Origin of the sequence: Rhabdobacter roseus (assembly GCF_014202275.1) — a bacterium.
In the GTDB taxonomy this organism is placed as follows: Bacteria; Bacteroidota; Bacteroidia; order Cytophagales; family Spirosomataceae; genus Rhabdobacter; species Rhabdobacter roseus.
Genome location: NZ_JACHGF010000009.1, coordinates 132,785 through 159,041, shown reverse-complemented (window position 1 = coordinate 159,041; position 26,257 = coordinate 132,785). Strand labels below are relative to the sequence as shown.

Below are 26,257 nucleotides of genomic sequence, written 5' to 3'. Positions count from 1 at the left end.
ATTGAAGATTGTTCCTTTTATAAATAGCCAGGATTCTGCTCGAATTTCGCCCCCGTGTTGGCGTCTATGACTTTTTGAGGTATCGGCCAGAATCTGTTGAAATCCTGGATCGTACCGCCCGAAGAAGGTCCGTTGGGTACAGAAGGCAACGAGTTATATTTCTTTACCCGATCCACAAGTCTTCCCATCCGGATGAGCGTTCTTAACCGGGGCTCTTCTACAACCAGCTCTCTCGAACGCTCGTCGAGTATAAAGTCCTCCGTAACCTCTGCACTCGTAATTAATTTCGCCTTGGCCCGGCTTCTCACTACGTTGATGTCATCGGCCGCTTTGGCCAGATCTCCTTTTCTTAAATAGGCTTCGGCGCGATACAAATAGGTTTCGGCCACGCGCATCCGGCTGAAATCTTTAACACTGTTTCCGCTTAGAACATTATTGCCGACTGGAGTACCTTCGACTTTTCTGTAATACGGATAGTACATGCGCAGCGTGTCCAGTTCAAAATTGGTGAGGGTTCCGTCATTTCTAACCGTATACAGTTTACCATTAGCGGCTTTTCTGGCTATAATGGGCTTCCTAAAATATTCCGGATCAGCCGGGTTGTTATAATAAAATACCCGTTGAATGTTGTATTGAGAGTTGCGCATATCGTTTGGATCAATCTTCCAAATATCATATTTCAGGTAGTTGGTGGGTGAATTTACCCCGATCCCTCTTCCCAAGCTATCCGAAGGCAGGTTAAGCCTACCATTGGGAGACTGGGTCCGGTCATACTCAGGACCCCAGTACCGGATGCTATTGTTGGCCGATGAGGCCGAAAAGCTACCGCCGATGGTAAAGTTTTCGAACTGCCACGCCCACATTACTTCCTTATTTCCCTGTGACCAGTTGATCTGCCCTTCGGCAAAAATATCAGAAAATACATCGCCGGGTCTTGAAGCTGCCGGTCCAAAGCGTGCAGTCATGATCTGGTAGTCACCCGCTTCCTTGCTGATCACCTTCGTGGCGGCGGCAATGGATTTGTCATAAAAGCTGGGGTCTTTCTTCTCCATACCAAGCGAAATGTAAACCTCGCTCAATAAATGAAAAGCCGCAGCCCTGGGAATTCTGCCATCGGGTACCTGGGTTGGCAACAGTTGGCTCGCCATCTCCAGATCCCCCGCGGCGAAGGCCAGCACGTCGGCCCGGCTATCACGCACAAAATCAAACTTAGGTACCGTGATCCGCTCCTTTACCAGCGGTACGCCGCCATAAATATTGGCTAAAAAATTATAGGTATACCCTCTGAAAAATAAAGCCTGTCCCTTGATATTATTCCTTTCCGCCTCTGAGATCTCCAGCGCAGGACTATCGATATTTTCGAGAATCAGGTTGGCTTTTACGATCATTTCTTTAAACGCCCAGTCCCAGTAAATGATGGTCGCGTCCAGGCTGGAATTGAGCAGACGATAATCCTTGTTACCACGGGCATCGTTCCTTCCCCACTGGGTCTGGTCGGTGCCCACGGTCATGTATTCGAAATTGTTGGAGGCGATGATGTGTTCCCGACGGGCTCCCTCATACAGGGAAACGACCACGGCATCGTAACCGGCCGCACTGGTCAGCAGGTTTTCCGGACTAAACCGATCCAGAGGCACTTCATCAAGGTACGACTCACTACATGCCGACCCAATGAATAAAAGGGAAAGTATCAATAAACTACGGTTGAATATGTTTTTCATTTTTTTTGAAGTATTAGAATGAAATATTGAGACCGGCCACGTAGGTTTTGAGCAAGGGTCCATTGGTTCTCGGCGACCTTCCCCCCTCTCCAAACTCAGGATCCCAGCCCATCCATTTGGTCCAGGTGGCCAGGTTTTTACCACTCACATAGATCTGTACGCTACCCAACCGTGCTCTTCTTGTAATAGTCTCGGGGATGCTGTAAGCAAAGGATACATCCTGAAGTCGCACGAAACTTCTGCTTTGATAAAATCCGTAACCGAGGGGATTCCGGTAATTAATCCGGGCGTAGTCATTGATCGGATTTTCAGGCGTCCAGTAGGGAACATCCAAAAAGTTCATCTGATCGTAAAAATTACTACCTGGATTCAGCATCGAAACGGGGCTATATCCACCCTGTCTCGAGTTCAGGGCAATCGTTAAGCTGAATCCTTTGAAGGTGAGTATGTTGGTAATCCCCATATTGAAATTTGCTTGGTCATTGCTGACAACCGTCCGGTCGTCCGGAGATATTTTGCCATCGGGTACGCCATCGGGGCCGCTTATGTCTTTGAATTTGATGTCACCAGGTTGCGCTCCGGGTATCAGGCTCAGGTCATCTCCTTCCTGAAATATTCCGTCGAAAACATAATCAAAATTGGATCCCAAAGGATGCCCAATGAACCATCGGCTGGCGATATCGTCATCTTCTATCCCGTCATTATTCAAATCCCTGCCGGTAAGCTTCACAATTTTGTTTCGATTGAATGAAAACGCAACCCTGGTATTCCATTCGAAATCACCTCTACGGATATTTACCGTTTTCAGATCTATCTCAAGACCATGGTTTTTCGTTTCACCAATGTTGCGTAGGAATCTTTCAAAACCATTGGTATTGGGAATGATCTGTTGCAGCAGAAGATCAAAGGTATTGCTCTGGTAGAAGTTGATCGATGCTCCGATGCGACTGGAAAACGCCTCTATATCGGTACCAATATTAAAGCTTTCGGTGGTCTCCCAGCCCAGGTTCGGGTTGGCCAGTGTGCTTGGGCTTAGCCCAACCGAGGTCGGACTTCCGTCGCCGAAAACGTAGTTCCCCTGAGTAACCTGGCTTAAAGAGGAATACTCTTCTACGCCCCGGTTTCCATTCCTACCCCAGGAAGCCCGCAGTTTCATGAAGTTAATCTGTCGGATCTCCTTAAAGAAATCCTCGTCACTCATGTTCCAGCTCAATGCCGCCGCGGGAAACACGCCAAACTTATTCCCGGCTCCGAAGGCCGAATATCCATCGCGGCGTATGCTCAGGGTCACAAAATACTTTCCCTTTAAAGTATACCCCAGCCTCGCCATGCTTGAGATTTGCTTATTTTCAGCGGCACCTGCATCAATATTAAAGTTGTCTCCAATCTCCAGCGCATTGTATCCCAGGGCATCGTTGAAAATGTTCTGACTGGAAAGTTGTGAAAACTGATTCTTAAAGTCATACAAACCGTAGAGCATCGTCAGGTCCAGGCGATGATCCTGTCCGATATTCTGTTGGTACTTGACGATGTTTTCCAGGGTGAAATTCTGATTTTCCCCGTGCCTTTTCGAGCCGGAACCCAGTCGGTTCACCGGCTTGTAGGCAGGCGCGTACTGAAAGAGCTTGGAATCCGTCCGGGTATATCCGCCATTAATCTTGTATGAGAGTCCTTTCCAGATGACCATCTCGGCAAATATATTGGTGAAAAGAACATTCGTAATCGAGTGCCTTTTGTTCAATACATTGGACATGATCGGACTGGGCACTCCTCCGATATCCATGGGGAGCGGCTTGGGCGACACCCCATCTTCCAGGTACAACTGAGCGAAGGGACTCAATTGCGTTACAGCTCCCAGATCGACCCGATTACCCGAATCATCCCTTGATGAAAAACCACTGTTGACGCCCAGTTTCAACCAATCCGTTGCCTGTACGCTAAGATTCAGCCGACTGGATATCCGGCCGAAGTTATCCCCACGTACGGGTGATTTCGCAGTGGTGTAGGCTCCGGAGAAAAAGTAATTCAGACGATCGGTTTTGCCTGCCACACTCAGTTCATAATTGGACATCGGCGCGCTCTGCCTGATTTCCTCAAACGGGTTTATCGTACGATTAGCAGCAATATTTGCCAGTTCACTGGGCCAAAACGGAACGGGCCCACCATCCGCTATTTCGGCGTCTTTCCGGGCGGCCAGGTACTGCTCGGGAGTCAGTAAGTCGGGTAAAAAGGCATAGTCCGAAAAGCCCATGTAGGTATTGAGCGCAAATTTCGGCTTGCCCAACTTCCCCTTTTTGGTTGTGATTTCGATCACGCCGTTGGCCGCCAGGGAGCCATAGATGGCCGTTGAACTGGCGTCTTTTAATACATCGATGGACTCAATGTCATTGGGGTTGATATCCGCTAAACTACCTCCCGCGTAGATGATCCCATCCAACACGATCAGGGGAGAATTACTGGCAGATATTGAATTAATTCCCCTGATATTAATGGACCCATTCTGGCCTGGCCTTCCGTTGTCGGTCACCTGTACCCCTGCGGTTGTCCCCCTTAGCATTTGGGTAGCATTCGTATTCGGTTGGAGCCTGGTGTCTTCGATGTTGACACTCGCAACGGCCCCGGTCAGATCTTTCTTCCTTGCTGTCCCGTACCCCACCACTACCACTTCCTCAAGCGATTTGGTGTCGCCTTTTAGGGAAACCGTTAGGGTCGTTTGGTTAAGTACTTCTATTTCCTGCGAGAGGTACCCCACAAACGAGAAGACCAGGACCGCCGCCCCGTCCGGGACCGTGAGCTGGAAGTCGCCTTCGGCGTCGGTGGTGGTGCCGCGCTGGGTCCCTTTCTGGACTACGCTCACGCCGGGCAGGCCCGCGCCGGTTTCGTCGGTTACTTTTCCTCGCAGGGTACGGTCGGCTGTGCGAGTAGAGATAGAGGTAGAGCCAGGAGGAGAGACTTCCCCAATTTCTGATTGCTCAAGGTACCCCGTCGGACTACGATCCGTTTTGGAGGTACTTCTACCGGGTGAAAGGTCGGCTTCGGCGGTTTTTTTTGCCTTTTTTTCTCCCAATACCATGTACGAGCTACTGTTTACTTTTTTGTAGCGCAGCCCAAAAGGCGTCAATACTTTTTCCAGATTCCTTTCCAGGTTTAGGTTTTTGCTCACGGTGGTCGAAGGTACCGTCAGGCCTTCTACGGTTTTAAGCTCAAACAGGATATCCACCTGGTATTGGGTTTTGAGCTGGTTGAGCACATCCTTGAGTTGCAGGGCCGCCGGTTTGCTCGTGACGGGTTGCTCCTGGGGGAGGGCTCGGGCCATCACGATGGTCTGGGCGTAGCCGGGTTGCTTTCCCAAAAGCAAAAGCAGTAGCATGAACCCCAGCAGCGGGGCTTTGTGTAATGGTTTAAACATACAATAAGGGTTTTTAGAAAATGAAATTATTTATCAGCCATTTGAACACGATTCTCCTGCCGGACCACGCTGATATCCAGTAGCTCGGAGATGGTTAGTAATAGTTCATCGAGATTTCTGGCGCGGAAGGAGCCCATCAGGACCCGCTCGGAGAGGTTCTGACCCTTGATTTCCACCCGGAGGCCGTAGTTTTCCTGCAAGAGGTAGGCTACTTCTTCCAGCGAGGTTTCTTCAAACACAAAGCGTTGCTCCTCCCAGGCCGCGTAGCTAGGGGCCTGCTGTGTAGTGCGGAGCTGCACGTTGTTTTGCCGGTCGAAGGTCACCAGGTCGCCGGGCTTCATGGTGACTTCTTTCTGCGTGTTTTCTTCCTGGTAGCGTACCTGCACCTTGCCTTTGTTCAGCACCACCTTGGAGTTATGTTTGCGGGCGTACATCGTAAACTCCGTACCCAGCACCACTACGTCGAATCCCTTGGGCGTTTTGACAATAAAACGCTGGTTGGTGGGCGTGTGGGTGACGGAGAAGTTAGCCTCGCCCGTCAGGAACACCTCCCGGGTTTTGTCGCCGAAGCCCCAGCGAGGTACCCGCAGCGATGAGTTGGTGTTGAGCTTCACGGTACTGCCGTCGGCCAGTTGGAAGCGCTGGATTTCGCCGTAGGCGGTTTGGTAGGTTTTGTACCGGATGGTATCCCGCGAGATCCACCCGCCCAGGCCAAGTACCAGCAGGATGGAGGCCGCCACCAGCCACTGCATTCCCCCGATTCGGGCCGGGTTTCTGCTTTGCTCCCCCAGCGGAGCCTCCTCTGGTGTGCGGAGCGGCAACGGATTGGCTTCCAAAAAGGTAGCATAGCTTTCCAGCGCTACCTCGGTGGGAGCCACGTACTGAAGGTGGGCGTGTTCCCACTCTTCCAGCCAGGCGTAGTACTGCTCCTCGTTGCTTTCCAGCTGAAGCCACTCCTCGATCCGCTTCCGTTGCAGCGGGGAGGTTTTGCGGGCAAAGTGGTCGAATATCAAGGCTTTGGATATATCTGTTTTCATGCGAAAGATCAAGGCTGGTTATTAACTAAGACACAAGTTTTGGAAAACCCCCTTAGTGTACAGATAAGAAAATTCCTTTTAAGCAAAAAGTACCTTGGGTAGTAGATAGAAAAGCGTCAGCAAGGGAGCCATGCCCCAGATCCAGTGGTCTTTCAACCCTTTACGCAGGATCGCCAGCGCCTTGCCGATATGTACCTCTACCGTCTTGATGGAGGTACCTGTTTCGTCGGCAATTTCCTGGTACTTTTTCCCCTCAAACCGGTTCATCAGAAAAATCTTACGGCACTGCGGAGGCAGCGACTCAATAAGTACCTCCACCTGCGCAAATACCTCTTCAAACTGGGTGATGTGGTCGGGCCGCTGGCTGCGCGACGACTCCTGCAGCTCGGCTACTTCCATGCTCTCGGTTTTTCGGAATTCCAGCCGCAGGTAGTTGTAGGCCTCGTTGCGGACGCAACGGAACAAGTAGAACCGGTAGGAAGACGTAATGCCTTCGTAGGCCTTGGTTTTCCAGAGCCGACAGAATACATCACTGACCAGGTCCTCGGCGATTTCTCTGGAATATACGAAGCGCACGGCGTGGCTGCACAAGACCTTGTGATACCGCCGGAAAAGTAGCTCGCAGCCCTGCCGGGGATTTTCTTCAAACGCCTTTCGAATGAATAGCTCCGAGTCATGAACGGGTACCTTCTTCTCCATAGGCTCGGCCGCCGATACCCTGGGGTTGAGTGGATGCCGGTCCGAAGCAGGCCTTTCGTGGGGAGAATCTGCGGGTAGGGGTACTTGCATAGCCTGAAATTGACCTATTTATTCATTGAACAATTCAATCGTACTACTTACAAGACAACTCCCAGAAATTTTCCCCTTACTCCGTTTTGACTATTTTTGGAATAAATAGAAAATAAAAAAGTACCTACCCAGTGAAGGTAGGTACTTGAAGAAGGTACCTTGGAAGCAGGCGGGCCTACTCCGGCGCTAACAGGGCGCTTTCGCGCACGTTTTTACCGGTTCGGTTGGTGAGGTCATCGCCCAGATCCTCGCGGGCGGCTTCGGCCAGTTTCTGAAGGTCGGCCACGATGTCGGGGTATAGCGCCTGCACGTCGTAGCGCTCGCTGGGGTCGCGGCGGAGGTCGTAGAGCGCCAGCGGGTAGGGGTGGTTTTCAGGGGCTTTGCCGGGATAGCCGTCGTTGCCGGGTACCTGGCCCTCGTAGCTACGCCCTTGGTGCGGAAGTACCAGCTTCCAGTTGTCGCGCCGAACGGCCTCGAGGTTGTTTTTGCGGTAGTAGTACAGAAACGTCTGGCGCGGTACGGCCTGCGCGTCGCCTTTGAGGAGCGGCAGGATATTGATGCCGTCGATCTTATGGGCGGGTAGTGGGGCCCCGGTGATAGCCGCGAAGGTAGGGAGCAGGTCGATGGTGGACGAGAGGCGGTTGCAGACGGTACCCGCGGGTGCTACGCCTTTCCAGCGCACCAGACAAGGTACCCGGTGGCCGCCTTCGGTACTCACGCCCTTGCCCTCACGGAAGCCCCCGGCCGAGCCGGCGTGGTTGCCGTAGTTGAGCCAGGGGCCGTTGTCGCTGGTAAAGATCACCAGGGTGTTATCGTCGAGGCCGTTGTCTTTAAGGGCCTTAAGTACCTCGCCCACCGACCAGTCGATCTCCATGATTACGTCGCCGTAGGTACCTTGCGGGCTTTTGCCCTTGAAGCGCGGCGAGGCCGCAATGGGTACGTGGGGCATCGAGTGCGGGATGTACAGGAAGAAGGGCTCTTTCCGGTGTTTTTTTATGAAGCGGATGGCCTTCTCGGTGTAGAGGCCGGTGAGTTCGGCCTGGTCGTCGAAGGTCTTGATGATCTTGATGGTATCGTTGCCGTTGAGCAGGGGCAGGGCGGGAAAGGCCGTCTTCCGCCGGTCGGAGTCGGCCACGGGCTGGCCGTCGTAGTCGACGGGCCACATGTCGTTGGAGTAGGGTAGGCCCACGTATTCATCGAAGCCGTGCGCCAGCGGCAGGTAGCCTGGCTGGTCGCCCAGGTGCCATTTGCCAAACATCCCCGTCTTGTAGCCTTTCCCTTTCAGAAGTTCGGCGATGGTCGTTTCGTTGGGGTGGAGGGCGCGGGTAGCGTTGGGGAAGAGCGCCCCCCAGATCCCGATGCGGTTGGGATAGCAGCCCGTCAGCAGCGCCGCCCGGGAAGCGCTGCACACGGCCTGGGCCGAGAGGAAGTTGGTAAACCGAATGCCCTCGCTGGCCATGCGGTCCAGGTGGGGCGTTTGGTACTGGCTGGCCCCGTAGCAGCTCAGGTCGCCATAGCCCATGTCGTCGACGAAGAAAACGACGATGTTGGGAGGGGATTTTTGGGGCATGGCCACCGGCCGGGCCAAGAAGGCGGTGAGCGCCACGGCTGGCAGTAAAAGCAGCAAATAATAAAATCTTTTTTTCATAGAAAATTAAAAAGTAAAACCAATACGTACCTAGGTACCTGAAGTAAAAAAGGGTACTTGTGGGTGAACATACTGCATTCAGGATTTTTCCGTATAAAGTTAGTAAACTGTTTTTATAGTCAGGAAAGCCTAATAAAAGCAGGGTACATTGAGAAAGCGTTTAGCTTCTCAAAGTACCCTGTTGGTTTATTTTAAATACGGATATTTACAAGTACCCTACCAGCCCGGATTTTGCTTGATGGCCGGATTTTGGGCCAGAACATTGAGCGGAATGGGCCACAGGTAATCTTTGGCTTCGTTAAACACCGGGTTGGCCCAGTCGGTACCTTTGTACACGTCGATGTACGTTTTGCCGGATACAGGGTCCACGCTGCTCTGCACCACGGCACCGGGGTAGCGGGCCTTGGCGGCATCGTCCCAGCGCATGCCCATGGTGGGGATCAGCAGCTTTTTGCCTTGCTTCCAGCGGCGCAGGTCAATGTACCGCTGGCCTTCCATAAACAGCTCGATCCGGCGCTCCCGGCGGATCTCCACGATGAGCGGCGACACGCCGTCACTGGTGTAGCGGGGATCTACCGGCACGGCCGAGAGGTTCAGGTGAGGCATGCCCACGCGGTCGCGCAGGAGGTTGATACTCACGTTGAGGTCGGCCTGGGTGAGGGTACCTAGCTCGGCTTTGGCCTCGGCGTAGTTGAGGAGGGCTTCGCCAAAGCGCAGGATAATGGCGGGCGACTCGGCCGTATCAAAGGCTTTCCCGATCATGTCGTCGGCGTTGTAGTGCTTGATGATATGGTAGCCCGTTTCGGATATGTAGCCACCGGCCATGCCCGTTACGCGGGGGTAGGCTCGGCCGTCGCCGAGGTGGTACTTGTACTTGGCGGCGTCGGCGGGGTGCAGCACGGTTTGCCGCAGCCGGGGGTCACGGTTTTCAAATACATCCTCAATCTTGCCGTCTCCTTTGTAAAGTGGGGAAATCGAAATGGGCAGCCCGTCGGTGCAGAGGTAGTCTTCCACCAGGCTTTTGGTAGCGCCGCCCGCGTACTCAAAGTACGACTGCACGTGGTTGGTAAAAACGCCCAGCTGGTACTTGCGCCAGTACATCACTTCCTTGTTGCCGGCCAGGTTAAGGATGCGGTGGTAGGAGTTGTAGTCGTTGTTGACGTCGCCGGTGCGGTGCAGGGAGTAGGGGCCTTTGTCCATGAGTTCCTTGGCGGCTTTGGCGGCTTCTTCCAGCCACAGGTTGGCGTCGGTGCCGCCGTGGTACTTGCGCCAGGTACCTTCGATCAGGCATACCCTTGACTTCACCAGCAGCGCACACCAGCGGTTGAGGCGGCCCGGCGCGTTGCCGTCGTTCCAGCTATCGGGTAGTTTTTCGCTGGCGAAGTTCAGGTCGTCCAGTACGTTTTTCATGGCTACTTCCCGGGCGGTACGCGGTGCAAAGAGCTCTTCGGAATCCACGTTCAATTCGCGGTCTACCCAGGGTACATCGCCGTACTTGCTTACCTTCTCGGCGTAGAACCAGCCCCGGAACAGCCGGGCTTCCCCGATGTAGCGGTCTTTGATGTTCTGGGCTACGTTGGCTTTGTTGTAGTTGGCCAGGCCCACGTTGATGGCCCGCACGAAGTTCCAGCCCTTGTAGCCAAACCAATCGGCGTTGGCCGGTACGTTGTACTTGCCCGAGCGTACCTGCTGAAAAAACGTGTGCCGCGCGTGCTTGGGAGCCATGTTGTCGGCGAGCTCGTCCAGAAACCACATGCTACCCCAGTGGCTTTCAAAGCCCTGGTAGTGCCCGTGCAGAATGGGCACGTTGTCGTCGTTGCGGGCCAGGTCGTAGAGGCTGTTGTTGTACACGCGGAGGTCATTCTCGGTGTTCCAGAAGGTATCGTTGGTAATTCTATCCAGCGGATAGCGTTCCAGAAAATCGTCATTGCAGCCATTGAGGACAAACATGGCAAACAAGAGCAACCCGTATTTTCTTAGTTTATTTTTCATCTTAAGATCTCTGTTTATAAGGTACTTAGAAGGATATATTGGCTCCTACACTCAGGATGCGCTGCATGGGGTACTCGATGGCCGCCGACTGGATGGTCTCCGGATCGAGGGGCTTCCGCATCTTGGTAAATTCCCAGAGGTTCATGCCGGTCGTGTAGAGTTGGGCGCGTCCTAAGCCTACTTTTTTGGTCAGACTTTGGGGAAGATCGTAGCTGAACATGATGTTCTTGGCGCGGATGTACCCGGCGTTTTGCAGGAAGCGCGATTGTACCTGGATGTTTTTCTTGTCGTTGGTCGAAATGTGCGGGGCGGCAAAGTAGGCATCGCGGTTGTCTTCGCTCCACGAATCCCGGATGTAGTATTTCTCCACGTGCCCGGCGTTGAAGGGGAAGAACCACGTCCAGTTGTCGGAAGTTGGCCAGTGGTCTTTTCGCCAGATACCCTGGAAGAATGCCGTAAGCCGGAAATTCTTGTAGCTCACGCCGGTGTTGATCCCGAAGCTGAGCTTGGGGGTGGTGTTGCCGATGATTTTCCGGTCGCCGGGGTTGCTGAGGGTGTTATTGCCCAGGCTAATGATTCCGTCGCCGTTAAGGTCTTTGTATTGGATGTCGCCGGGGCGCCAGTTGGCTCCAATGTTGTTTTGCCTGGGGGCGTTGGCTACGTCATCGGCGGTTTGGAAAATCCCCACCGTTTCAAATCCCCAGATCTCCCCGATCTTCTGCCCTTCGTAGAAGGTGTTGTTGATAGCGCCCGTCGGGTTGTTAAACTTCGTGATCGTGGCCGTCCAGTCCGACAGCGCCAGCGTAACGTCGTAGCTCCAGTCCCGCTTGATCTTGTCGCGCCAGGTCAGGGCCAGCTCCCAGCCTTTGGTACGCAGGTCGGCGGCGTTTTCTTTGGGAGCGGTGGTGCCCAGAATCACCGGGTACGTCACGTCCATCAGCATGTCTTTGGTGTCGCGGGTGTAGGCGTCAAACGACAGGTCCAGGCGGCCTTTGAGCATGGTTACGTCCAGGCCGATGTTCTGAGAAATCACCGTTTCCCAGGTAAGGGTGGGGCTCACGAGGCCCGCCGCCGATACAAAGGGAATCATACCCGACCCAAACATGTACGGCGACTGGCCGGTACCCATGGAAGCAATGTAGGGATAGAAAATGGGGTTACGGTTATTATCCAGCAGGATTTGATTCCCCAAGGTACCGTACGAAGCCCGAATCTTCAGGTTGTCCAGCCAGGCGTTGGTACTGGTCATGAAGTTTTCGTTGTTGATCCTCCACCCGGCCGACACCGACGGGAAGAACCCGAACCGACTATCCTGAGGAAAACGCGAAGTACCGTCGTAGCGACCGTTGAATTCAATCAGGTACTTTTCTTTGTAGTTATAATTCAGGCGGTAAAAGGCCCCACGCAGCGCCGTGTGCGACTTGCCCCCAAACGTTTGCTGCACGCCCGTGGTGGCATTGATGTCCGTAACGAGGGGCGTGATGAGCGCCCGGGCCTGCGCCCCGACGTACCTATTGAGGCCTCGCTCCTGGTTGAAACCCACCATGGCCGTCAGGTTGTGGTTTCGGAACTGGTGAAAGGTGTACTCGGCGTAGGCGTTAAAAACGTAGTACTGGTTGTAATTGTTTTCGTTCCTGATCCAGTCGTCACCGCTAAATCCGTTACTGATCAGGTTAGCAGCCAGTAGGTTGGCATCCACGATGTCCACCTTGCTCTGGACGTCCTGGTAGTTGCGGTGGAAGAGGTTGTAGGAGAAGTCAGAGCGGATCTTCAGGCCCCGAACCGGCGTGAGCGTCACACCCTGTGTAAACCAGATATCGTTGTTGGTGAAGGTAGTCCGGCCGCCGTCCAGCAGGTAGGGGAAGAAGTTAGTACCTCCAAAGTACTTCCCGATGTAGGGTGCGTACTTGTCCCGATCGCCGGGCGTGATGTAGTGGTCGAGGTCCGGAAACTGGATGGGCATGATCGGGTTCACCCGGGCCAGGGAGTTGATGTTTACGTCCCAGTTGTAGAAGTGGGGCTTGTCGCTATTCTGCGAATTAAAAATCACTTTTTCGTCCAGACTCAACCAGTCGTTCACCTTAAAATCGGCCTTCATCAGGATGTTGTACCGCTTAAATTTCTCGTTGTTGTAGCGTAGGTACCCGTCTTTGCTAAAATGCCCCAACGACACAAAGTACCTCGACTTGTCCGAGCCTCCCGAAATGGAGAGGTCGTGCTGGTGCGTAGGTGCGTAGTTGGTCATGATGTCTTTCTGGTAGTTGTTGAAGCCATAGTACCGCAACGCTCCGTTGACCACGCCCCACTGCGGAGCCGTGGCCGGGTTTTCGGAGTAGGCCTTGGTACCGGCTACCATGTCAGCGTCGTAGGAAGGTACCCCGCTGGTGCGCATGTTGGCAATGTTACGGGCCGTCACAAACTCGTAGGGGTCTGTCACCACGTCCATGTTGAAGATGGGCTTGGCCATGGATACCTGCGAGTTCAGCGATACGCTCACCTTTCCGCTCGATCCGCTCTTGGTCGTCACCAGCACTACCCCAAAGGCCGCCCGGGCACCGTACACGGCCGCCGCCGAGGCGTCTTTAAGCACGCTGATGCTCTCGATGTCATTGGGGTTGATCCGGTTCAAGTCCATGGGTACGTTATCCACCAGGATCAGCGGTGCCCCGCCGTTGATGGACTCGTAGCCCCGGATGTTGAAGGTAATGGCCGCCGACGGGTCCCCGTTGCGCACGTTGACGTTCAGGTTCGGGATCACGCCCTGCAAGCCCTCACCCGCCGAAGCGATGGGGCGGTTTTCGAGCCGCTTGCTATCGGCCACGCCCACGGCGCCGGTCAGGTTTACTTTTTCCTGGGTACCGTAGCCAATCACCACCACTTCCTGCAGCGCCTTGGTGTCGATCACCAGCGAAATATTCAGGCTGCTTCGGGTACCGATCACCACTTTCTGGGTTTCGTAGCCCACAAACGAAAACACCAGCGTGCTGTTGTCCGTCGGGACGTCCAGCTGGTAGTCGCCCTGGGAGTTGGTGGTGGTGCCGCGCTGGGTACCTTCCAGTACCACGCTCACGCCCGGCAGGCCCTGACCGCTTTCGTCGGTCACCTTACCGTTTACTTCCCGCTTGGGCGAGGTACCTGAGGCCTGCGCAGCCACCATAACCCCCAGTAAAACAAGTAGCTGTAAGGCCATGAGTCGCACAATCCGGCCGGATTGTGCGGAATGAAATACATGTTTTTTCATGAATAAAAAGTTGAGAATAAGAAACGACAGAGGCGCGCGGTAATCAGAAGCCGGGAAACAAAGCGGCTTTACGAAGGCAATAATAGAAGTACCTGAGACGGGTAGAAGAGTAGATGGGGAAGTAGCTATTTTAGCATAGGCAATGATGATTTTTCATACATGTTATCCGTTGAAACTTTATACTTAGTGCAACAAAAATTAGTACTTGCCGCACTAAGCGTTGAGCACCCAAAGTACCCTCATTGCGGTGGCTGATGACCTTGATTCAATCAATCAAATGACGGGGCCTTTTAACGAGAAAGACACCCTCAAGTGACAAATAATGATCCTTTCTGAAATATTTTTATGTTTTTTTGAAATATTTTGTTTTTACGAATTGTATATCACTGACATTGAGTAGGTTGTATAATAAAAGTTAAATGAAAATTTTTTATTTGCCTAAGCGCAAATACAGGCGGGACGGCTAGCCAGAAAAGCTATAAGTGGTACTTGTAACTGGCTGTAAACCAAAAAAGAATAGGAAAATGCTACCGGCTCAGCACCACAAACTCCACCCGGCGGTTTTGCGCCCGGTTTTCTTCGGAATCGTTGGGGGCTACGGGCCGGGTGGAGCCGTAGCCTTTGATCAGCAGGCGCTCGCTGGCGATGCCCTGGCTCCGGAGGTAGTTGGCAATGACCCGCGCGCGGTTTTCGGAAAGGGACTGGTTGAGCCGGGCGTCGCCGACGTTGTCGGTATGGCCCGCCAGCTCTATTTTCAGCGTAAGGTTTTGCTTCAGGGTACGGGCGAGCTGGTCGAGCTGGGGAAACGACTCGCGCCGCAGCTCGTAGCTGCTCTGGTTGAAATACACACGGTCGAGCCGAACTACCTCGCCCACCGCCAGGCCGCTAAATACTTCCTGGGTGGGTACCTGCGCCGGAGCGGCGGCGGTGGGGGCCGGACGCGCCGGTACCTTCCCGGCCGGATTGAGCAAAACGAATTTCTTCAGGTCGTCGGGCAGGGATGGTTTCTTAAAAAGTTGCGTTTGCTCAAAATCGTCATAGCCGGGTAGCGAGGCCCGGATCTCGTAGGGCTCGTCGGCGGGAAGCCGAACCAAAAAAACGCCCTGGCTCACCTGGCGCGCCGGCATAACCCTACCCGCGTGAACCACGCTGAAGGCCGGCTGAGGCAGCCGCTGCTGGCTATTGGCGTCCAGCACCAGAAACATGACCTCGTAGTGGAGCGGACTCATGAGCACCAGCTGCGGTAAGGTACCGGCGCTGAATTTTTCGAGCGTAAAAGTACCCTTGGTGGGCTGGTACCCGCTGGCCTGGGCCGCGACGGTATAAGGTTGGCGGAGCGAGAGCGTCACGGGTGCAGCCGTAGGTACCTTCGCCGTGGTAGCCAGCCGCAGCGAGTCGGCTCCCGGCCCGTGCACCACAAACGTAGCCGGAATGGGCTTGCGCGTAAAGTCATCCACGGCCACCAGCGAAACAGACTGCGTAGTGGTGGAGTCCAGGAAAGCCCAGTAGGTATGAAAGCGGTCGGTGGTGGCGTCAGCCACCACGCCGATGATCTCGCGCAGGGGCAGGTACCCCAAGGCCGTGGTGACGATCTCGAGGGAGTCGGAGCGGGTGAGGGTCAGGACAAACTCGGGCTCGGCGGCGGTAGTGGTACGCCGGGTGATACGACCCGACGCCCGTTCCCTTACTTCAAAGGAAGCGGGCAGGGTACGCTGGGTACTTTTGTCAAAAGCTTGGAGCGTGAGCAGTACCCGGACAGAGGTACTTGGACCGGCCGCAGGTACCTCTTGGTGAGCGTGGCCTGGGGCCGGAAGTACCCGGCTCAGTGCCCAAACGCTGAGAAACAGCAGGTGAAAAAGTCCGGACATGCGTTGCGTCGTCGGGGGTAGTTGGCTGAAAACGTCCTTCAAAGAAAGGCAATCGCGCCCTTAAAAGCACCAAAGGGGCCGTACAAAACTTCGCCAGGTACCTTTCTCCGCTTAGAGCGCCTGCACGCCCATCTTGCCAAAATGGGTACTTAAGGTAATGATGGTGCAGGCCACGATTACGCCCAGGCTAATGGCCAGGAAGGCTTCCCGCTTCCGGATCTTGAAGATGTAAGCAGCGATGGTACCCATGTAGGCACCGGTGAAGGGCAGGGGGATCATGACAAAAATCATCAACCCCCAAAAACCATATTTCTGAATGCTGGCTCCGGCCCCTTTCTGCGCCCGGCGTACCAGCTTGATCGACTGGATTTTGTAGGGACGGTACTTCCAGAGCCGGGCGTTGAAGGTATTGATCAGCAGCATCAGCAGCGGGTACACCAGCAGATTGGCCGCCAGACCTACCGACAGCGCCAACGCGGGATTTATATCGTTCAGAATGCCGTAGGGAATCCCTACGCGGCCCTCACCAAAGGGCGATATACTGAATAAAAACGTGTAAAGCAGGTGTATGTTCATGGCTTATGGCTAAACTATAGCTGCAAAGGTAACGAGACGCCCGTTGACTTATTGCAGCTATTTCCGGCTTTTGTTTGAAAGGAAAATGGAGACGCTGAACGGTAAGTACCCAACGCCTCCACCCACCCGTCAGTGCGCCTCGAGCCAGTTGGCCCCGACGCCGATGCCCGTTTCCATGTGTACCGCCAGCGGAATGGCGTTGCGCATGAGCTCATCGACCTTTTCCTTTAAAAAGTCCAATTCTTCGCGGTGCGCGTCGAACACAAGCTCATCGTGTACCTGCAGGATCATGCGGGAGCGGAGTTTTTCTTTTTGGATAAAATCGTGGATGTTGATCATGGCGAGCTTGATCATGTCGGCGGCCGAGCCCTGGATGGGCGCATTGATGGCGTTGCGCTCGGCAAAGCCACGGTTGGTCTGGTTGCGGGAGTTGATGTCGGCCAGGTACCGGCGGCGGCCCAGGATGGTCTCGACGTACTCGCGCTCCCGCGCTTCCTGGATCACCCGGTCCATGTAGGCTTTCACGGCCGGAAATTCTTCAAAGTAGGCCCGGATGATCTCCGACGCCTCGCCGCGCGGAATGCCCAGGCGCTGGCCCAGCCCGAAGGACGAGATGCCGTAGATGATCCCGAAGTTGACCATCTTGGCGCGGCGGCGCATTTCTGACGTCACTTCGTCCAGGGGTACTTTAAATACCTTGCTGGCGGTGGTGGCGTGGATGTCGCGGCCCTGGTTGAAGGCCCCGATCATGCTGTCGTCGCCGCTGAAGGCCGCCATGATGCGCAGCTCGATCTGGGAGTAGTCGGCGGAGAGGATCTGGAAGTCGTCGTTGTGCGGAATGAACGCCTTCCGGATCTCGCGACCCCGGACCGTCCGGATGGGGATATTCTGCAAGTTTGGGTTCGTGGAGCTCAGCCTTCCCGTGGCCGTAACGGCCTGGTTGAACGACGTATGGATGCGGCCCGTGCGCGGGTTGATCAGCGTGGGGAGCGCGTCTACGTAGGTCGATTTTAGTTTTTGTAACTCGCGGTAATCCAAGATCTTGCGCGCTATTTCGTGCTCATTTTCCAGGTCCGAAAGAATGTCTTCACCCGTGGCATACTGGCCGGTTTTGGTTTTTTTAGGATTCTTGACCAGCTGCATTTTGTCAAAAAGTACCTCGCCGAGCTGCTTGGGCGAGTTGAGGTTAAATTCCTGCCCCGCTATTTGGAATATGTTGGTTTCCAGAAGCTTGGCGTCATTCTCCAGGGTGACGGACATGTCGGCCAGGGCGGCCATGTCTACCTTCACGCCAGCACTTTCCATCGACACCAGCACCTTCACCAGGGGCATTTCTACGCCTTCAAAGAGCTTCTGGGCCTGGTTTTTGGCCAGTTCGGGCAGCAGAACCTGGTGCAGCTGCAGGGTAATGTCGGCGTCCTCGGCGGCGTATTCGGCTATTTCGGGCACGGCTACGTCGCGCATGTTGCCCTGTTTAAGCCCTTTTTTGCCAATGAGGGTTTCGATACTCACGGGATCGTAATTCAGGTAGGTATTGGCCAGCAGGTCCATGCCGTGCCGCTTTTCGGGCTCGATGAGGTAGTGCGCCAGCATGGTGTCGTAGAGCGGCCCCTTTACTTCCAGGCCGTAGTTGCAAAGTACCAGCAGGTCGTACTTCAGGTTTTGGCCAATTTTGCCAATACTTTCGCTCTCAAGTACCCCCCGGAAGGAGTCCACGATGGATTGCGCCTCGGCGCGGTCGGCCGGGACGGGCACGTAAAAGGCCTCGCCCGGCAGGTAGGCAAAGGACATCCCCACCAGCTCGGCTTCCAGGGCGTTGACGGAGGTGGTTTCGGTGTCGAAGGCAAAGGCTTCCTGTAGGCTCAGGTAGTAGGCCAGGCTCTGGCGGAGCTCGGGGGTATCGACCACCTGGTAGCGGTGGTAGGTCGTGGCCAGGGTTCGTTTTTGGGGAAGGACAAAGTCGCTTTCCAGCACCGCTACGTCGTCGGCGGAGGTACTTTCGGTTTTGGCGGAACCGCTGCCAAACAGGTCGAGCTGGCCCTGGGAAGTACCTGAGGTACTTTTGGCCGCAGGTACCCGCGCGGGTTCGTCGCCCAGCACGCGGTTGCGCAGCGTCCGGAACTCCAGCTCCTCGAAGAGGTCGATGATCTCCTGGCGGGCGGGCGGGCAGCACGACAGATCCTCCGGATCGAAGGTCACCGGCACGTTGATGTCGATGGTCGCCAGGTGCTTGCAGAGCAAAGCCTGCTCGGCGTGTTCCTTTATTTTTTCGCCCACCTTACCTTTGATCTGATCGGCCTGGGCGATCATGTTTTCAATGCTGCCGTACTCGGCGATGAGTTTCTGGGCGGTTTTTTCGCCAATGCCCGGCACACCCGGAATGTTATCCACGGCGTCGCCCATGAGGCCGAGCATGTCCACCACCTGCTCGATCCGCTCGATTTGCCAGCGGTCCAGTACTTCGGGTACCCCCAGCTTTTCGGCGCCTTTGCCCATGAAGGCGGGTTTATAAATGTACACGTGCTCCTCCACGAGCTGCCCAAAATCCTTATCGGGCGTCATCATGAATACTTCAAAACCCTGGCGCGCCGCCTGCTTGGCGATGGTCCCGATGACGTCGTCGGCCTCGTAGCCGTCGAGCATCAACAGCGGAATGTTCATGGCCTTCACCAGCTTCTTGACGTACGGAATCGCCAGGCTGATGTCCTCGGGCTGGGCTTCGCGCTGGGCTTTGTAGGGCGCGTACTGCTCGTGCCGGAAGGTAGGCTTGGGCGTGTCCATGGCCACGCCGATGTGCGTGGGTTTTTCTTTTTGAAGTACCTCCAGCAGGGTATTCGTAAAGCCAAACACGGCGCTGGTATTGAGCCCTCTCGACGTAATGCGGGGCGTTTTCATGAAGGCAAAATGGGCGCGGTAAATGAGCGCCATGGCGTCGAGCAGGAAAAGCTTCTGGGTAGGCTGAGGCATGAGCGGGTTGGTTGGAATCGGTTATTCAAAGATACTACCTCCGGGGAAATTAACAGAAGCGGGGCCGAATATTGTCGGGATTACGATAGCGAAGTACCCGCTCGAAAATGGAACATTTTTTGCTTATGTCTGGTCAAATCAGGATATTCGGGGCGTTTTTATACATATCTACAACGGAAAGAAACAAATGAAGAAAAGAAATCTACTGGCAAGCTGTCTGGTATTAGCAAGTTTAGTCATAGGAATTGCCGCCTGTGAAGGTCCGGCGGGGCCAGCGGGCCCGGCGGGTACACCGGGGCCAACGGGCCCACAGGGGCCTGCGGGCTCGCAAGGGGCCACGGGCACGGCCAACGTGATTTATTCGAGCTGGCGGGCGGCAAGTACCCTGGGTACCTGGACCCGCACGACCCTCAACGGAAAGGAAAAATTCTACCTGGATATGAGTGCGGCACCCTTGTCCCAGCAGATCATGGACCAAGGCGTGGTGATGGTGTACCTTAAGCACCCCACGGAAAATAACCAGATCCGCCAGCTGCCGGTGTCCATCGTGGCGCAGTTTACCGAAGAGCTGGTGGACTATTCGCTGGCTTCGGTGGGGTCCATCCGGCTGTGGTCCACGCCCATGAACGGCCCCGTGGTACCTACCAGCAACTACCAGTTCCGGTACGTGCTCATTCCGGGCGCGCAGGCGGGCCGCCTCAACTACGAAAAACTCACCTACCAGGAAGTAAAGGAGCTTTTTAATCTTCCTGACTAAAGGTACCTACCTACCACCAGCGGCAGTGCGCTTAGCCGTTGGTGGTAGGCTTTTCGCCGCCTTCGGGGCCGTAGAAAAGTACCCAGGTTGAAAAATCGCCGCTAAAATCTTCAAAGCGATGCTCCACGCCCGCGGGCACGAACAAAAAATCACCCGGCTGGAAAAGGTACCTTTGACCGGCCAAATTAAAAGTACCTTTTCCCGACATAATCACGTAGACCTCGTCACGCGGATGCGGCTGTTGAAGATCTACGTCTTTCGGTTTGTAAACTTCCACCGAAAGGCTGCCGTGCCGGAATACTTCCAGAAAAAGGCTTCCGGCTTGTTGAAGTTGCTGGGTTGCTTGCTGAACGGATAAATGCATAGGATGGCGCTGGTTGAGGAGCTGCAAGGTACTTTGGCCATAAGGTTTTTTCAAAACTACCTTCCTCCCGTACTATCAATAAAAGTACCCGTACAAAACGACGACTCCTCCGAGAGTAGCCACAAAATAGCGCTGGCTACCTCAGCGGGCTGCCCACCGCGCTTCATCGGCAGCAATTCAGAATAAAGTGAAAATGGTAACTTAGCTACTGGCCGGTACCACTGAGTAAATGGGCCAGCCCATGTGCGCCAGGTACCCGACCTTTGTACGGCAGATCCGGCGGCAGGAGACGAAGGCGTACTTTTTTTTCTTGCCTTTCAAACCATTAGGTACCGGGCGGGGTCATGGGTTCTAAGTTTGCCATGAAAGTATAAAGAAAATTTACGTGCGTATGGATTTTTTTGACGCGTATCCACCCAGTGAAGCGTTGCGCCCCTACATCGAAAGCTACGCGATCATTAAGTTCACCGAGCCGATGTCGTACAACGTCCTGCCCAACCAGGTGCTGGTGATGGGCATCTACCCGGACGGGCTCCTTACGTCCACCCAGGGTACCTCTGCCGTGGAAGTTCGCGCCGAGCTTTTCGGGCTGCACGACCACTGGCGTAGTTTTCACATGCAGCCCTCCGAATTCGTCACCATTCATTTCACGGCTTTGGGCGCGGGTACTTTTTTCAAAGTACCACTGCACGAGCTCTTCAACGGCAGCAGCGCGCTGGAGGCTTTTGTGTCGGCCAGTACGCTGGAGGAACTGACCGAGCGCTTTGTGCTGGCCCCGACCCAGGCCGAAAAAGTGCGGGTGCTCGACCATTTTTTTACCACCCGCCTGCTCCATACCTCGCCCGACCCCCTGGTGCAGGGAGCGCTTTGTTTTATCTACGAAAGCCAGGGCGTGTTGCCCATGAGTGAGCTCGCCAGCCAGCTGCACATCAGCCAGAGCCGACTGGAAAAGCGCTTTCGGAGTCAGGTAGGTACTTCGCCCAAAAAGTACGCTTCGCTGGTGCGCCTGCACACCCTGCTGCACCACCACCAGCCCGACGTGCCCCTGACGCAGTACGCCTACGAGCTGGGGTACTTTGACCAGGCTCATTTTGCCCGCGACCTGAAGGCTTTCTCGGGGGTTTCGCCCAAGGCACTTTTCCGGAGCATGAAATCCATCAGTGCCTTTAGGGTTTATCCAAACGGGGTTTATCCAAACGAGTAGCGGGAACGGGGTACTTTGGGTGGTAGTGAGGAAACATGCCGTTGCGTAAAACGCCGAATTTTTACAATTTTTTAGCGGATACACGCCCCAATTTTGCAGAATAATATTTAGCCATAAAAGCCATGAAACGTTTACTTTCTTATCTTTGCCGGGAGTGATCAAAAGCTCACTTCTCATATCCCAAAATCCCTTCGTTCAAGTACCCCCGTCAGGGGCAGGCGTGGCTTAGCCAGGCCGCAGTCGTCGTTCGGTTTTCGAGCGGGCGTAGCCTTTTGCGCTACCAGGTACCTTATGTGCTTTGGATAAAGCAGCTGGGTACTTTATGGCCCGCAAGTACCTCCGGGCGGCGGAAGTATTGCTGATTTTTTTATTGAAAATAGAGCCATGAAATTAAAGATCAAGTACCTTTTGGGGGTACTTTGGCTGGCCTTTGCGTGCCCTCCGAAAGGCCACGCGGCAGACCCGCCAAGTACCCCGTCGAAGGAAAATTCACAACCGCAGGATAGCACCCGAGCGAACGCCTACGGGCTGTACCTGGATTTTCCGCTGGTGGACTTCCCCTTTCTGCGCCAGGCCGCGCACATGCGGGTAGCCAAGCGGGGAGGTACTTCGGGCGAGGTACCTGCCTTTCGGGATTATGTAGCGGCTTACGAAAGCCCCTCGATGCCGCAGGCGCTGGCGTTTACGAAAAATTTCCACAGTACCAACTACTACCTCAACAACCAGCTCTGGGGCCGCCTGCTCCCGCCCGATACCCGGCGGCGGGCGTTCTACAACCGCGTGCTGGCCAACCTCTCCTCGGGCCTGGTGGATCTGCTTTTTACCTATCAGGGGGTACTTTTTTCGCCGCAGTGGCTGCACGAAGAGTTTCATCGCAACGCCCTGACGATCCACCGGGTACCTTCGTACGACGAAACATACAACCGCCTGAACGGTGGCTACGCCAACGGCTCGGTGAGTAGGGTACTTGACGAAGACTTGGTCCGCCTCAAGCAGCAGGTACCTCAGGAGCTGGTGCGTAGCTTTGCGGCGGGGATCGAAAGTGAGTTTTTACTGATGCGCGGTTTGCAAAAGGATAACTTTTACCGCGCGGCCCGCTATCCCAACGTGCTCCTGAACGTACTCCTAACCAAGCACGCCGTCGACTACGTCAACCAGTTTAAGCGGCCCGACTTCAACGCCAGCATCGACAGCATGAACCACTACGGTACCCAGATCGCCGACCGCGACTTCGTGGGCTGGGACTTTACGGCCTGGGTGTATGATCTGTTCCGGCCCGATGAACCCTACGCCGCGCGGGGTATACACCCGAGCGGGGTGGGGATCGACCGAGCCCGCAAAACCACCACGCTCACCCAGGAGGAGTACGACTACCTCGCCAAAATGGGTAAGCTGCAGTACCTCAATTTTTTGTCGCCCTTCATGCTGGGAGTCAACCGGATACGGCTTAATCAACACACGGCCTTCAACTTTGCCGTGCGGCACTACCTCACGGGTTTTGGCTACGATCTCAGCACCGATTTGCTGCTGGAGCACAAGGGAAGGCCGTACCTGCTGAGCTTCCACGGCTACCAGAATAAGCACCGCTTCTACCCCGGCCTGGAGCTGGAAAGTACCTTTCTGCTGCCGCTGCCGTCCGGAAAAGAACTACGGCTCCAGCCCCTGCTGATGCTGTGGCAACAGCCCGTCCGCCAGCGCTTCGACGACCAAAAAGGCCAGCTCGGCGGACTGCTGCACCTGAAAGCGGCCTACCGCCTCAACCCGACCTGGAGCCTGTACGCGGCCGTTGAGACCAAAACCAGCGGCTGGGTGGCGGGCCATCCGTACCTGCGGCCCAATACTGGCGGGCGGCTGGGCTTCCTGGGGTACTTTGGAAAAAAATACAATGACGTATATCTATAATCGTTACGAAATTTCCCATGCCCTCGACGAATTTTTTTGAACCCTGAATACCCATTTTTAATCAATAACCAATAAGCCATGAGATCCTTTTTAAGTACCTGCCAATGCTATTTTTTGCTCCTCATCCTGGCTACGGCCTGTAGTCCAAACGACGCTGCTCCCGACGGCGCCCCCCAGAAGGGCTACGCCACGGGGCGCGTCACCGACACCAACGGAAAGCCCATGCCGGGCGTGAAGGTGGTGATCGACAACACCATGTTTTATAATTCGTACGCCGTCGGGACCACCAACGAGCAGGGTTTTTACAAAATACAACTACCCCCAACCGGTACTTTCCTGGCCACGGCCACCCTCACCCGTACCTATAATGGCAAGCAGTATACCCTGGACCTGCACCCCGACAAGTACGAGGAGTTCAGTATCGACGGGGCCGTAACGAACTTTGAGTGGAAGCTGAGCGGGCGGCGGCATCTGGATTCGCAGGGGTACTACGGGGCCACGATCAGTGTCAATAAAGACGTGATGAGTCAGATCTACGATTCCGAAAACATCGAGTTTACGCTCGTGCCCGTGGGAAAACTCATCGACGGCTCCGACGGAAAAACCCTCAAGCTGCGGCACGGCCAGCCCCACACCAACGACTACGGCAACCTGGTGGATATTCCGCTGGGCCGCTACACGATGACCGCCGAGTACGTCAGAGGAGGCGTCCGCCACCCGCTGATGCTGGTGAAGCACTTCTCGAACGACAACTACCAAAGTACCCTCCAGGTCGACTTCGAGCCGGATAACATCTGGGGCCCCAACAGCGCCTTCATCAGGTACCTCGAGTAGTCTGGTTCAAGGTACCTTGCCCGTAGTTTAATCCATTCTATACCTGATTCAAAAAATGAAACAAACAGCCCTGCGCTCTTTCCTGATGTTCCTGTTTGGCGTGTGCCTGGTGGTGGGGATTGACGTCAGTAAAAGCAAACGGACCCTCACCCTGCCGACCACCCTGAGCCAGTGCGCCGAAAAATCAGTCGTCGGTGCCAGTACTTTACCGCCCGGTGGCCGGAACGAGCGCTGCGCCCCGAGTACCCAGCCCAAGCCCTTGGAGCAAGCCCGTGCCCAAGTACCCCCGCCACTGCGCGACCAATACCTGAACTTGCCGCGGACGAAGGCGGTTCACTACGCCGAGCTCAGCCCGCAAACGTTGAAAACGGACTCGGCGAGTAGCTACCCCGTGGCTGAGCCGCCGCCGGTGGGCCGTGGGTATTTCCCCCAGCCCGCCGCTGGCCAACGAGGTACCTGACGTATATCCACACCTACTTTTTTTCTTATCATTCATTGATGTTAAAACCAAATTGCCATGAAAACAAACCAACTCCTAGGCCTCTGTTTTGCCCTGTCTGTGTGGCTGGTAGGTTGTAAAGAAAAGAATGTCCCCCCCGTAGACGAGATTGTGGAGCCCCTGGTACTGGGGACGGAAATTGCCGCCAAAACGGTACTGGAAGACCGCGTCGCGGACCCTAACCTGCCGGACTATATCGTGAACGGTACCCTGTTCGTCAAGGCCGAGCTTACCATCCGGCCCGGCGTGGTGATCGCCTTTGCCCGCGATGGCCGGCTCGAGATCAACGATAACGGTGGCATCCTGATCGCCCAGGGACAAGCCGACAAGAAGATTCGGTTTACGGGAATCGAAAAAAGCAAAGGTACCTGGGCCGGGATCATCATCTACTCAGCCAGCAGTGCCAACGCACTGGACCACGTGGAGGTACTTTACGCGGGGAGCCGCCCGCTGACGAGCAACATCAAAGCGGGAGTAGCGCTGGTGGGTAATTCCAAGGCGCAGCTGGCCCTGAAAAACAGCCTGCTGGCGCACCACGACGGCTACGGCCTGTTGGTGCAGGACGGCGCGGTGCTGCGTAGCTTCGCAGCCAATACGTTCGGGAACAATACGTTGGCGGGCATTACCCTGGATGCCAACAACGTCAAGTACCTCGACAAGAGCTCGGTATTTACCCAAAGCAACGGCCGCAACGTGGTCGAGATCGCTGCGTCGGAGCTGTCGCGCGGTACGGCCGGGGAGGTACTTTGGGAAGGCTTTACGGACCAAACGCCCTACCGCCTGGTGGGCAACCTCAGCGTAAAGGCCGACTGGAAACTAGCACCCGGCGTGACGCTCGAACTGGGCCGTGACGTGCAGCTGAGCGTGAATGCGGAAGCCTACCTGGACGCCCGCGGCACGGCGGCCGCGCCCATTACCATCAAAGGGGCTGAAGCCGGAGCGGGGTACTGGCGGGGGCTGATCTGCTACTCGCCCAGCGTTCGCAACGTGCTGGAGCACGTCCACCTCAGCGGCGGCGGGAGCATTGCGCTGGTATCGGCCAAAAAGACCACCGTTGCCGTTTACGGTAGCCAGGCCGCCATGACCATCCGCAATTCCAGGATCAGCCAGAGCGGCGGCCACGGTATTTTTGTCAACTACCAGGCCCGCATCAACGACGACGTCCTGACGGCCAATGCCTTTGAAAATAACGGGCAAGCGAATCTTTTGAAAGAGTAGTTCTGGCTAGAGTAGTAAGCAAAGTACCTTCCAGGTACCCTTTCGCGGGTCGTTTGGAAGGTACTTTTGTATTTGAGCTTCTCCCTAAAACTCCCCAAACTGCGTATACATTTCTTTGAGCTTGGGGTCGCGCTCGCTGTTGCGGATGTCCTTGCGCAGGGACGCTACGCCCTGGATGTCGGTGAGTAGCCCCAGTACCTGGTAGGAGCCGAAGCGCACGAAGTACGCCTG

General features: G+C 55.2%; 19 protein-coding genes. 6 read left to right on the top strand and 13 right to left on the bottom strand.

Annotated features, from left to right (window positions below; translation table 11 throughout):
• Positions 1 to 17: 17 nt before the first annotated feature.
• From HNQ92_RS22215 to polA, 10 genes are all read right to left on the bottom strand, one after another.
• Positions 18 to 1,721, bottom strand: a complete 1,704-nt coding sequence (locus tag HNQ92_RS22215; RefSeq protein WP_184177459.1) for a RagB/SusD family nutrient uptake outer membrane protein — start codon at positions 1,719 to 1,721, stop codon at positions 18 to 20.
• Positions 1,722 to 1,734: 13 nt separating this feature from the next.
• The gene (locus tag HNQ92_RS22210; RefSeq protein WP_246440636.1) at positions 1,735 to 5,130 is read right to left on the bottom strand and encodes a SusC/RagA family TonB-linked outer membrane protein; all 3,396 of its coding nucleotides are present in this window, start codon (positions 5,128 to 5,130) and stop codon (positions 1,735 to 1,737) included.
• Positions 5,131 to 5,156: 26 nt separating this feature from the next.
• The gene (locus HNQ92_RS22205; RefSeq protein ID WP_184177457.1) at positions 5,157 to 6,167 is read right to left on the bottom strand and encodes a FecR family protein; all 1,011 of its coding nucleotides are present in this window, start codon (positions 6,165 to 6,167) and stop codon (positions 5,157 to 5,159) included.
• A 78-nt stretch (positions 6,168 to 6,245) separates the two neighbouring features.
• Positions 6,246 to 6,956: an RNA polymerase sigma-70 factor gene (locus tag HNQ92_RS22200; protein WP_246440634.1), complete on the bottom strand. Its 711-nt coding sequence runs from the start codon at positions 6,954 to 6,956 to the stop codon at positions 6,246 to 6,248.
• Between the two features lie 175 nt (positions 6,957 to 7,131).
• Positions 7,132 to 8,604 (bottom strand): sulfatase family protein, encoded by a 1,473-nt coding sequence (locus tag HNQ92_RS22195; protein WP_184177455.1) that lies wholly within the window; start codon positions 8,602 to 8,604, stop codon positions 7,132 to 7,134.
• Between the two features lie 216 nt (positions 8,605 to 8,820).
• On the bottom strand, positions 8,821 to 10,596 hold the full coding sequence (locus HNQ92_RS22190) for a RagB/SusD family nutrient uptake outer membrane protein (RefSeq protein ID WP_184177453.1): 1,776 nt from the start codon (positions 10,594 to 10,596) through the stop codon (positions 8,821 to 8,823).
• Positions 10,597 to 10,621: 25 nt separating this feature from the next.
• Complete coding sequence (locus tag HNQ92_RS22185) at positions 10,622 to 13,837, bottom strand: SusC/RagA family TonB-linked outer membrane protein (protein WP_246440632.1); 3,216 nt, start codon at positions 13,835 to 13,837, stop codon at positions 10,622 to 10,624.
• Positions 13,838 to 14,364: 527 nt separating this feature from the next.
• The gene (locus HNQ92_RS28745; protein WP_246440629.1) at positions 14,365 to 15,705 is read right to left on the bottom strand and encodes an OmpA family protein; all 1,341 of its coding nucleotides are present in this window, start codon (positions 15,703 to 15,705) and stop codon (positions 14,365 to 14,367) included.
• Positions 15,706 to 15,816: 111 nt separating this feature from the next.
• Complete coding sequence (locus HNQ92_RS22175; protein WP_184177451.1) at positions 15,817 to 16,281, bottom strand: COG2426 family protein; 465 nt, start codon at positions 16,279 to 16,281, stop codon at positions 15,817 to 15,819.
• Between the two features lie 129 nt (positions 16,282 to 16,410).
• On the bottom strand, positions 16,411 to 19,248 hold the full coding sequence (gene polA, locus HNQ92_RS22170) for a DNA polymerase I (RefSeq protein ID WP_184177449.1): 2,838 nt from the start codon (positions 19,246 to 19,248) through the stop codon (positions 16,411 to 16,413).
• A gap of 187 nt (positions 19,249 to 19,435) precedes the next feature.
• Between polA and HNQ92_RS28985 the strand changes: the two genes are divergently transcribed.
• Positions 19,436 to 20,005 carry a hypothetical protein gene (locus HNQ92_RS28985; RefSeq protein WP_184177637.1) on the top strand — a complete coding sequence of 190 codons (570 nt, stop codon included), beginning with the start codon at positions 19,436 to 19,438 and terminating at the stop codon, positions 20,003 to 20,005.
• Positions 20,006 to 20,036: 31 nt separating this feature from the next.
• Here the strand turns inward: HNQ92_RS28985 and HNQ92_RS22160 are convergent, their stop codons facing one another.
• Together HNQ92_RS22160 and HNQ92_RS22155 are read right to left on the bottom strand one after the other, a co-directional pair.
• Positions 20,037 to 20,423 carry a cupin domain-containing protein gene (locus HNQ92_RS22160; protein WP_246440627.1) on the bottom strand — a complete coding sequence of 129 codons (387 nt, stop codon included), beginning with the start codon at positions 20,421 to 20,423 and terminating at the stop codon, positions 20,037 to 20,039.
• A 2-nt stretch (positions 20,424 to 20,425) separates the two neighbouring features.
• The gene (locus HNQ92_RS22155) at positions 20,426 to 20,536 is read right to left on the bottom strand and encodes an SDR family oxidoreductase (protein ID WP_221307520.1); all 111 of its coding nucleotides are present in this window, start codon (positions 20,534 to 20,536) and stop codon (positions 20,426 to 20,428) included.
• A 224-nt stretch (positions 20,537 to 20,760) separates the two neighbouring features.
• On the opposite strand from HNQ92_RS22155, the gene HNQ92_RS22150 reads away from it, so the two are divergent.
• The 5 genes from HNQ92_RS22150 to HNQ92_RS22130 all read left to right on the top strand — a co-directional run bounded on the left by HNQ92_RS22150 (position 20,761) and on the right by HNQ92_RS22130 (position 26,026).
• Entirely contained in the window at positions 20,761 to 21,573 is an 813-nt protein-coding gene (locus tag HNQ92_RS22150; protein ID WP_184177447.1) for an AraC family transcriptional regulator, read from the top strand.
• Positions 21,574 to 21,957: 384 nt separating this feature from the next.
• A complete protein-coding gene (locus tag HNQ92_RS22145) occupies positions 21,958 to 23,475 on the top strand; it encodes a hypothetical protein (RefSeq protein ID WP_184177445.1) in 1,518 nt (505 codons plus the stop codon).
• 78 nt (positions 23,476 to 23,553) lie between these two features.
• Complete coding sequence (locus HNQ92_RS22140; RefSeq protein WP_184177443.1) at positions 23,554 to 24,309, top strand: carboxypeptidase-like regulatory domain-containing protein; 756 nt, start codon at positions 23,554 to 23,556, stop codon at positions 24,307 to 24,309.
• A gap of 55 nt (positions 24,310 to 24,364) precedes the next feature.
• Positions 24,365 to 24,769, top strand: a complete 405-nt coding sequence (locus tag HNQ92_RS22135; RefSeq protein WP_184177441.1) for a hypothetical protein — start codon at positions 24,365 to 24,367, stop codon at positions 24,767 to 24,769.
• Positions 24,770 to 24,826: 57 nt separating this feature from the next.
• On the top strand, positions 24,827 to 26,026 hold the full coding sequence (locus HNQ92_RS22130; protein WP_184177439.1) for a hypothetical protein: 1,200 nt from the start codon (positions 24,827 to 24,829) through the stop codon (positions 26,024 to 26,026).
• 84 nt (positions 26,027 to 26,110) lie between these two features.
• On the opposite strand, the gene HNQ92_RS28980 is transcribed toward HNQ92_RS22130, so the two are convergent.
• Positions 26,111 to 26,245 (bottom strand): hypothetical protein, encoded by a 135-nt coding sequence (locus tag HNQ92_RS28980; RefSeq protein ID WP_281380777.1) that lies wholly within the window; start codon positions 26,243 to 26,245, stop codon positions 26,111 to 26,113.
• Positions 26,246 to 26,257: the final 12 nt, after the last annotated feature.

What these genes read in the sequence shown, in the direction of transcription:
- HNQ92_RS22135 (WP_184177441.1), top strand. Translation starts at nt 24,365, where the DNA reads ATGAAACAAACAGCCCTGCGCTCTTTCCTGATGTTCCTGTTTGGCGTG.
- HNQ92_RS22150 (WP_184177447.1), top strand. Translation starts at nt 20,761, where the DNA reads ATGGATTTTTTTGACGCGTATCCACCCAGTGAAGCGTTGCGCCCCTAC.
- HNQ92_RS22175 (WP_184177451.1), bottom strand. Translation starts at nt 16,281, where the DNA reads ATGAACATACACCTGCTTTACACGTTTTTATTCAGTATATCGCCCTTT.
- HNQ92_RS22155 (WP_221307520.1), bottom strand. Translation starts at nt 20,536, where the DNA reads ATGAAGCGCGGTGGGCAGCCCGCTGAGGTAGCCAGCGCTATTTTGTGG.
- HNQ92_RS22195 (WP_184177455.1), bottom strand. Translation starts at nt 8,604, where the DNA reads ATGAAAAAAAGATTTTATTATTTGCTGCTTTTACTGCCAGCCGTGGCG.
- HNQ92_RS22190 (WP_184177453.1), bottom strand. Translation starts at nt 10,596, where the DNA reads ATGAAAAATAAACTAAGAAAATACGGGTTGCTCTTGTTTGCCATGTTT.
- HNQ92_RS22140 (WP_184177443.1), top strand. Translation starts at nt 23,554, where the DNA reads ATGAGATCCTTTTTAAGTACCTGCCAATGCTATTTTTTGCTCCTCATC.
- HNQ92_RS22205 (WP_184177457.1), bottom strand. Translation starts at nt 6,167, where the DNA reads ATGAAAACAGATATATCCAAAGCCTTGATATTCGACCACTTTGCCCGC.
- HNQ92_RS22200 (WP_246440634.1), bottom strand. Translation starts at nt 6,956, where the DNA reads ATGCAAGTACCCCTACCCGCAGATTCTCCCCACGAAAGGCCTGCTTCG.
- HNQ92_RS28985 (WP_184177637.1), top strand. Translation starts at nt 19,436, where the DNA reads ATGAAGAAAAGAAATCTACTGGCAAGCTGTCTGGTATTAGCAAGTTTA.
- polA (WP_184177449.1), bottom strand. Translation starts at nt 19,248, where the DNA reads ATGCCTCAGCCTACCCAGAAGCTTTTCCTGCTCGACGCCATGGCGCTC.
- HNQ92_RS22130 (WP_184177439.1), top strand. Translation starts at nt 24,827, where the DNA reads ATGAAAACAAACCAACTCCTAGGCCTCTGTTTTGCCCTGTCTGTGTGG.
- HNQ92_RS22145 (WP_184177445.1), top strand. Translation starts at nt 21,958, where the DNA reads ATGAAATTAAAGATCAAGTACCTTTTGGGGGTACTTTGGCTGGCCTTT.
- HNQ92_RS22215 (WP_184177459.1), bottom strand. Translation starts at nt 1,721, where the DNA reads ATGAAAAACATATTCAACCGTAGTTTATTGATACTTTCCCTTTTATTC.
- HNQ92_RS28745 (WP_246440629.1), bottom strand. Translation starts at nt 15,705, where the DNA reads ATGTCCGGACTTTTTCACCTGCTGTTTCTCAGCGTTTGGGCACTGAGC.
- HNQ92_RS22185 (WP_246440632.1), bottom strand. Translation starts at nt 13,837, where the DNA reads ATGAAAAAACATGTATTTCATTCCGCACAATCCGGCCGGATTGTGCGA.
- HNQ92_RS22210 (WP_246440636.1), bottom strand. Translation starts at nt 5,130, where the DNA reads ATGTTTAAACCATTACACAAAGCCCCGCTGCTGGGGTTCATGCTACTG.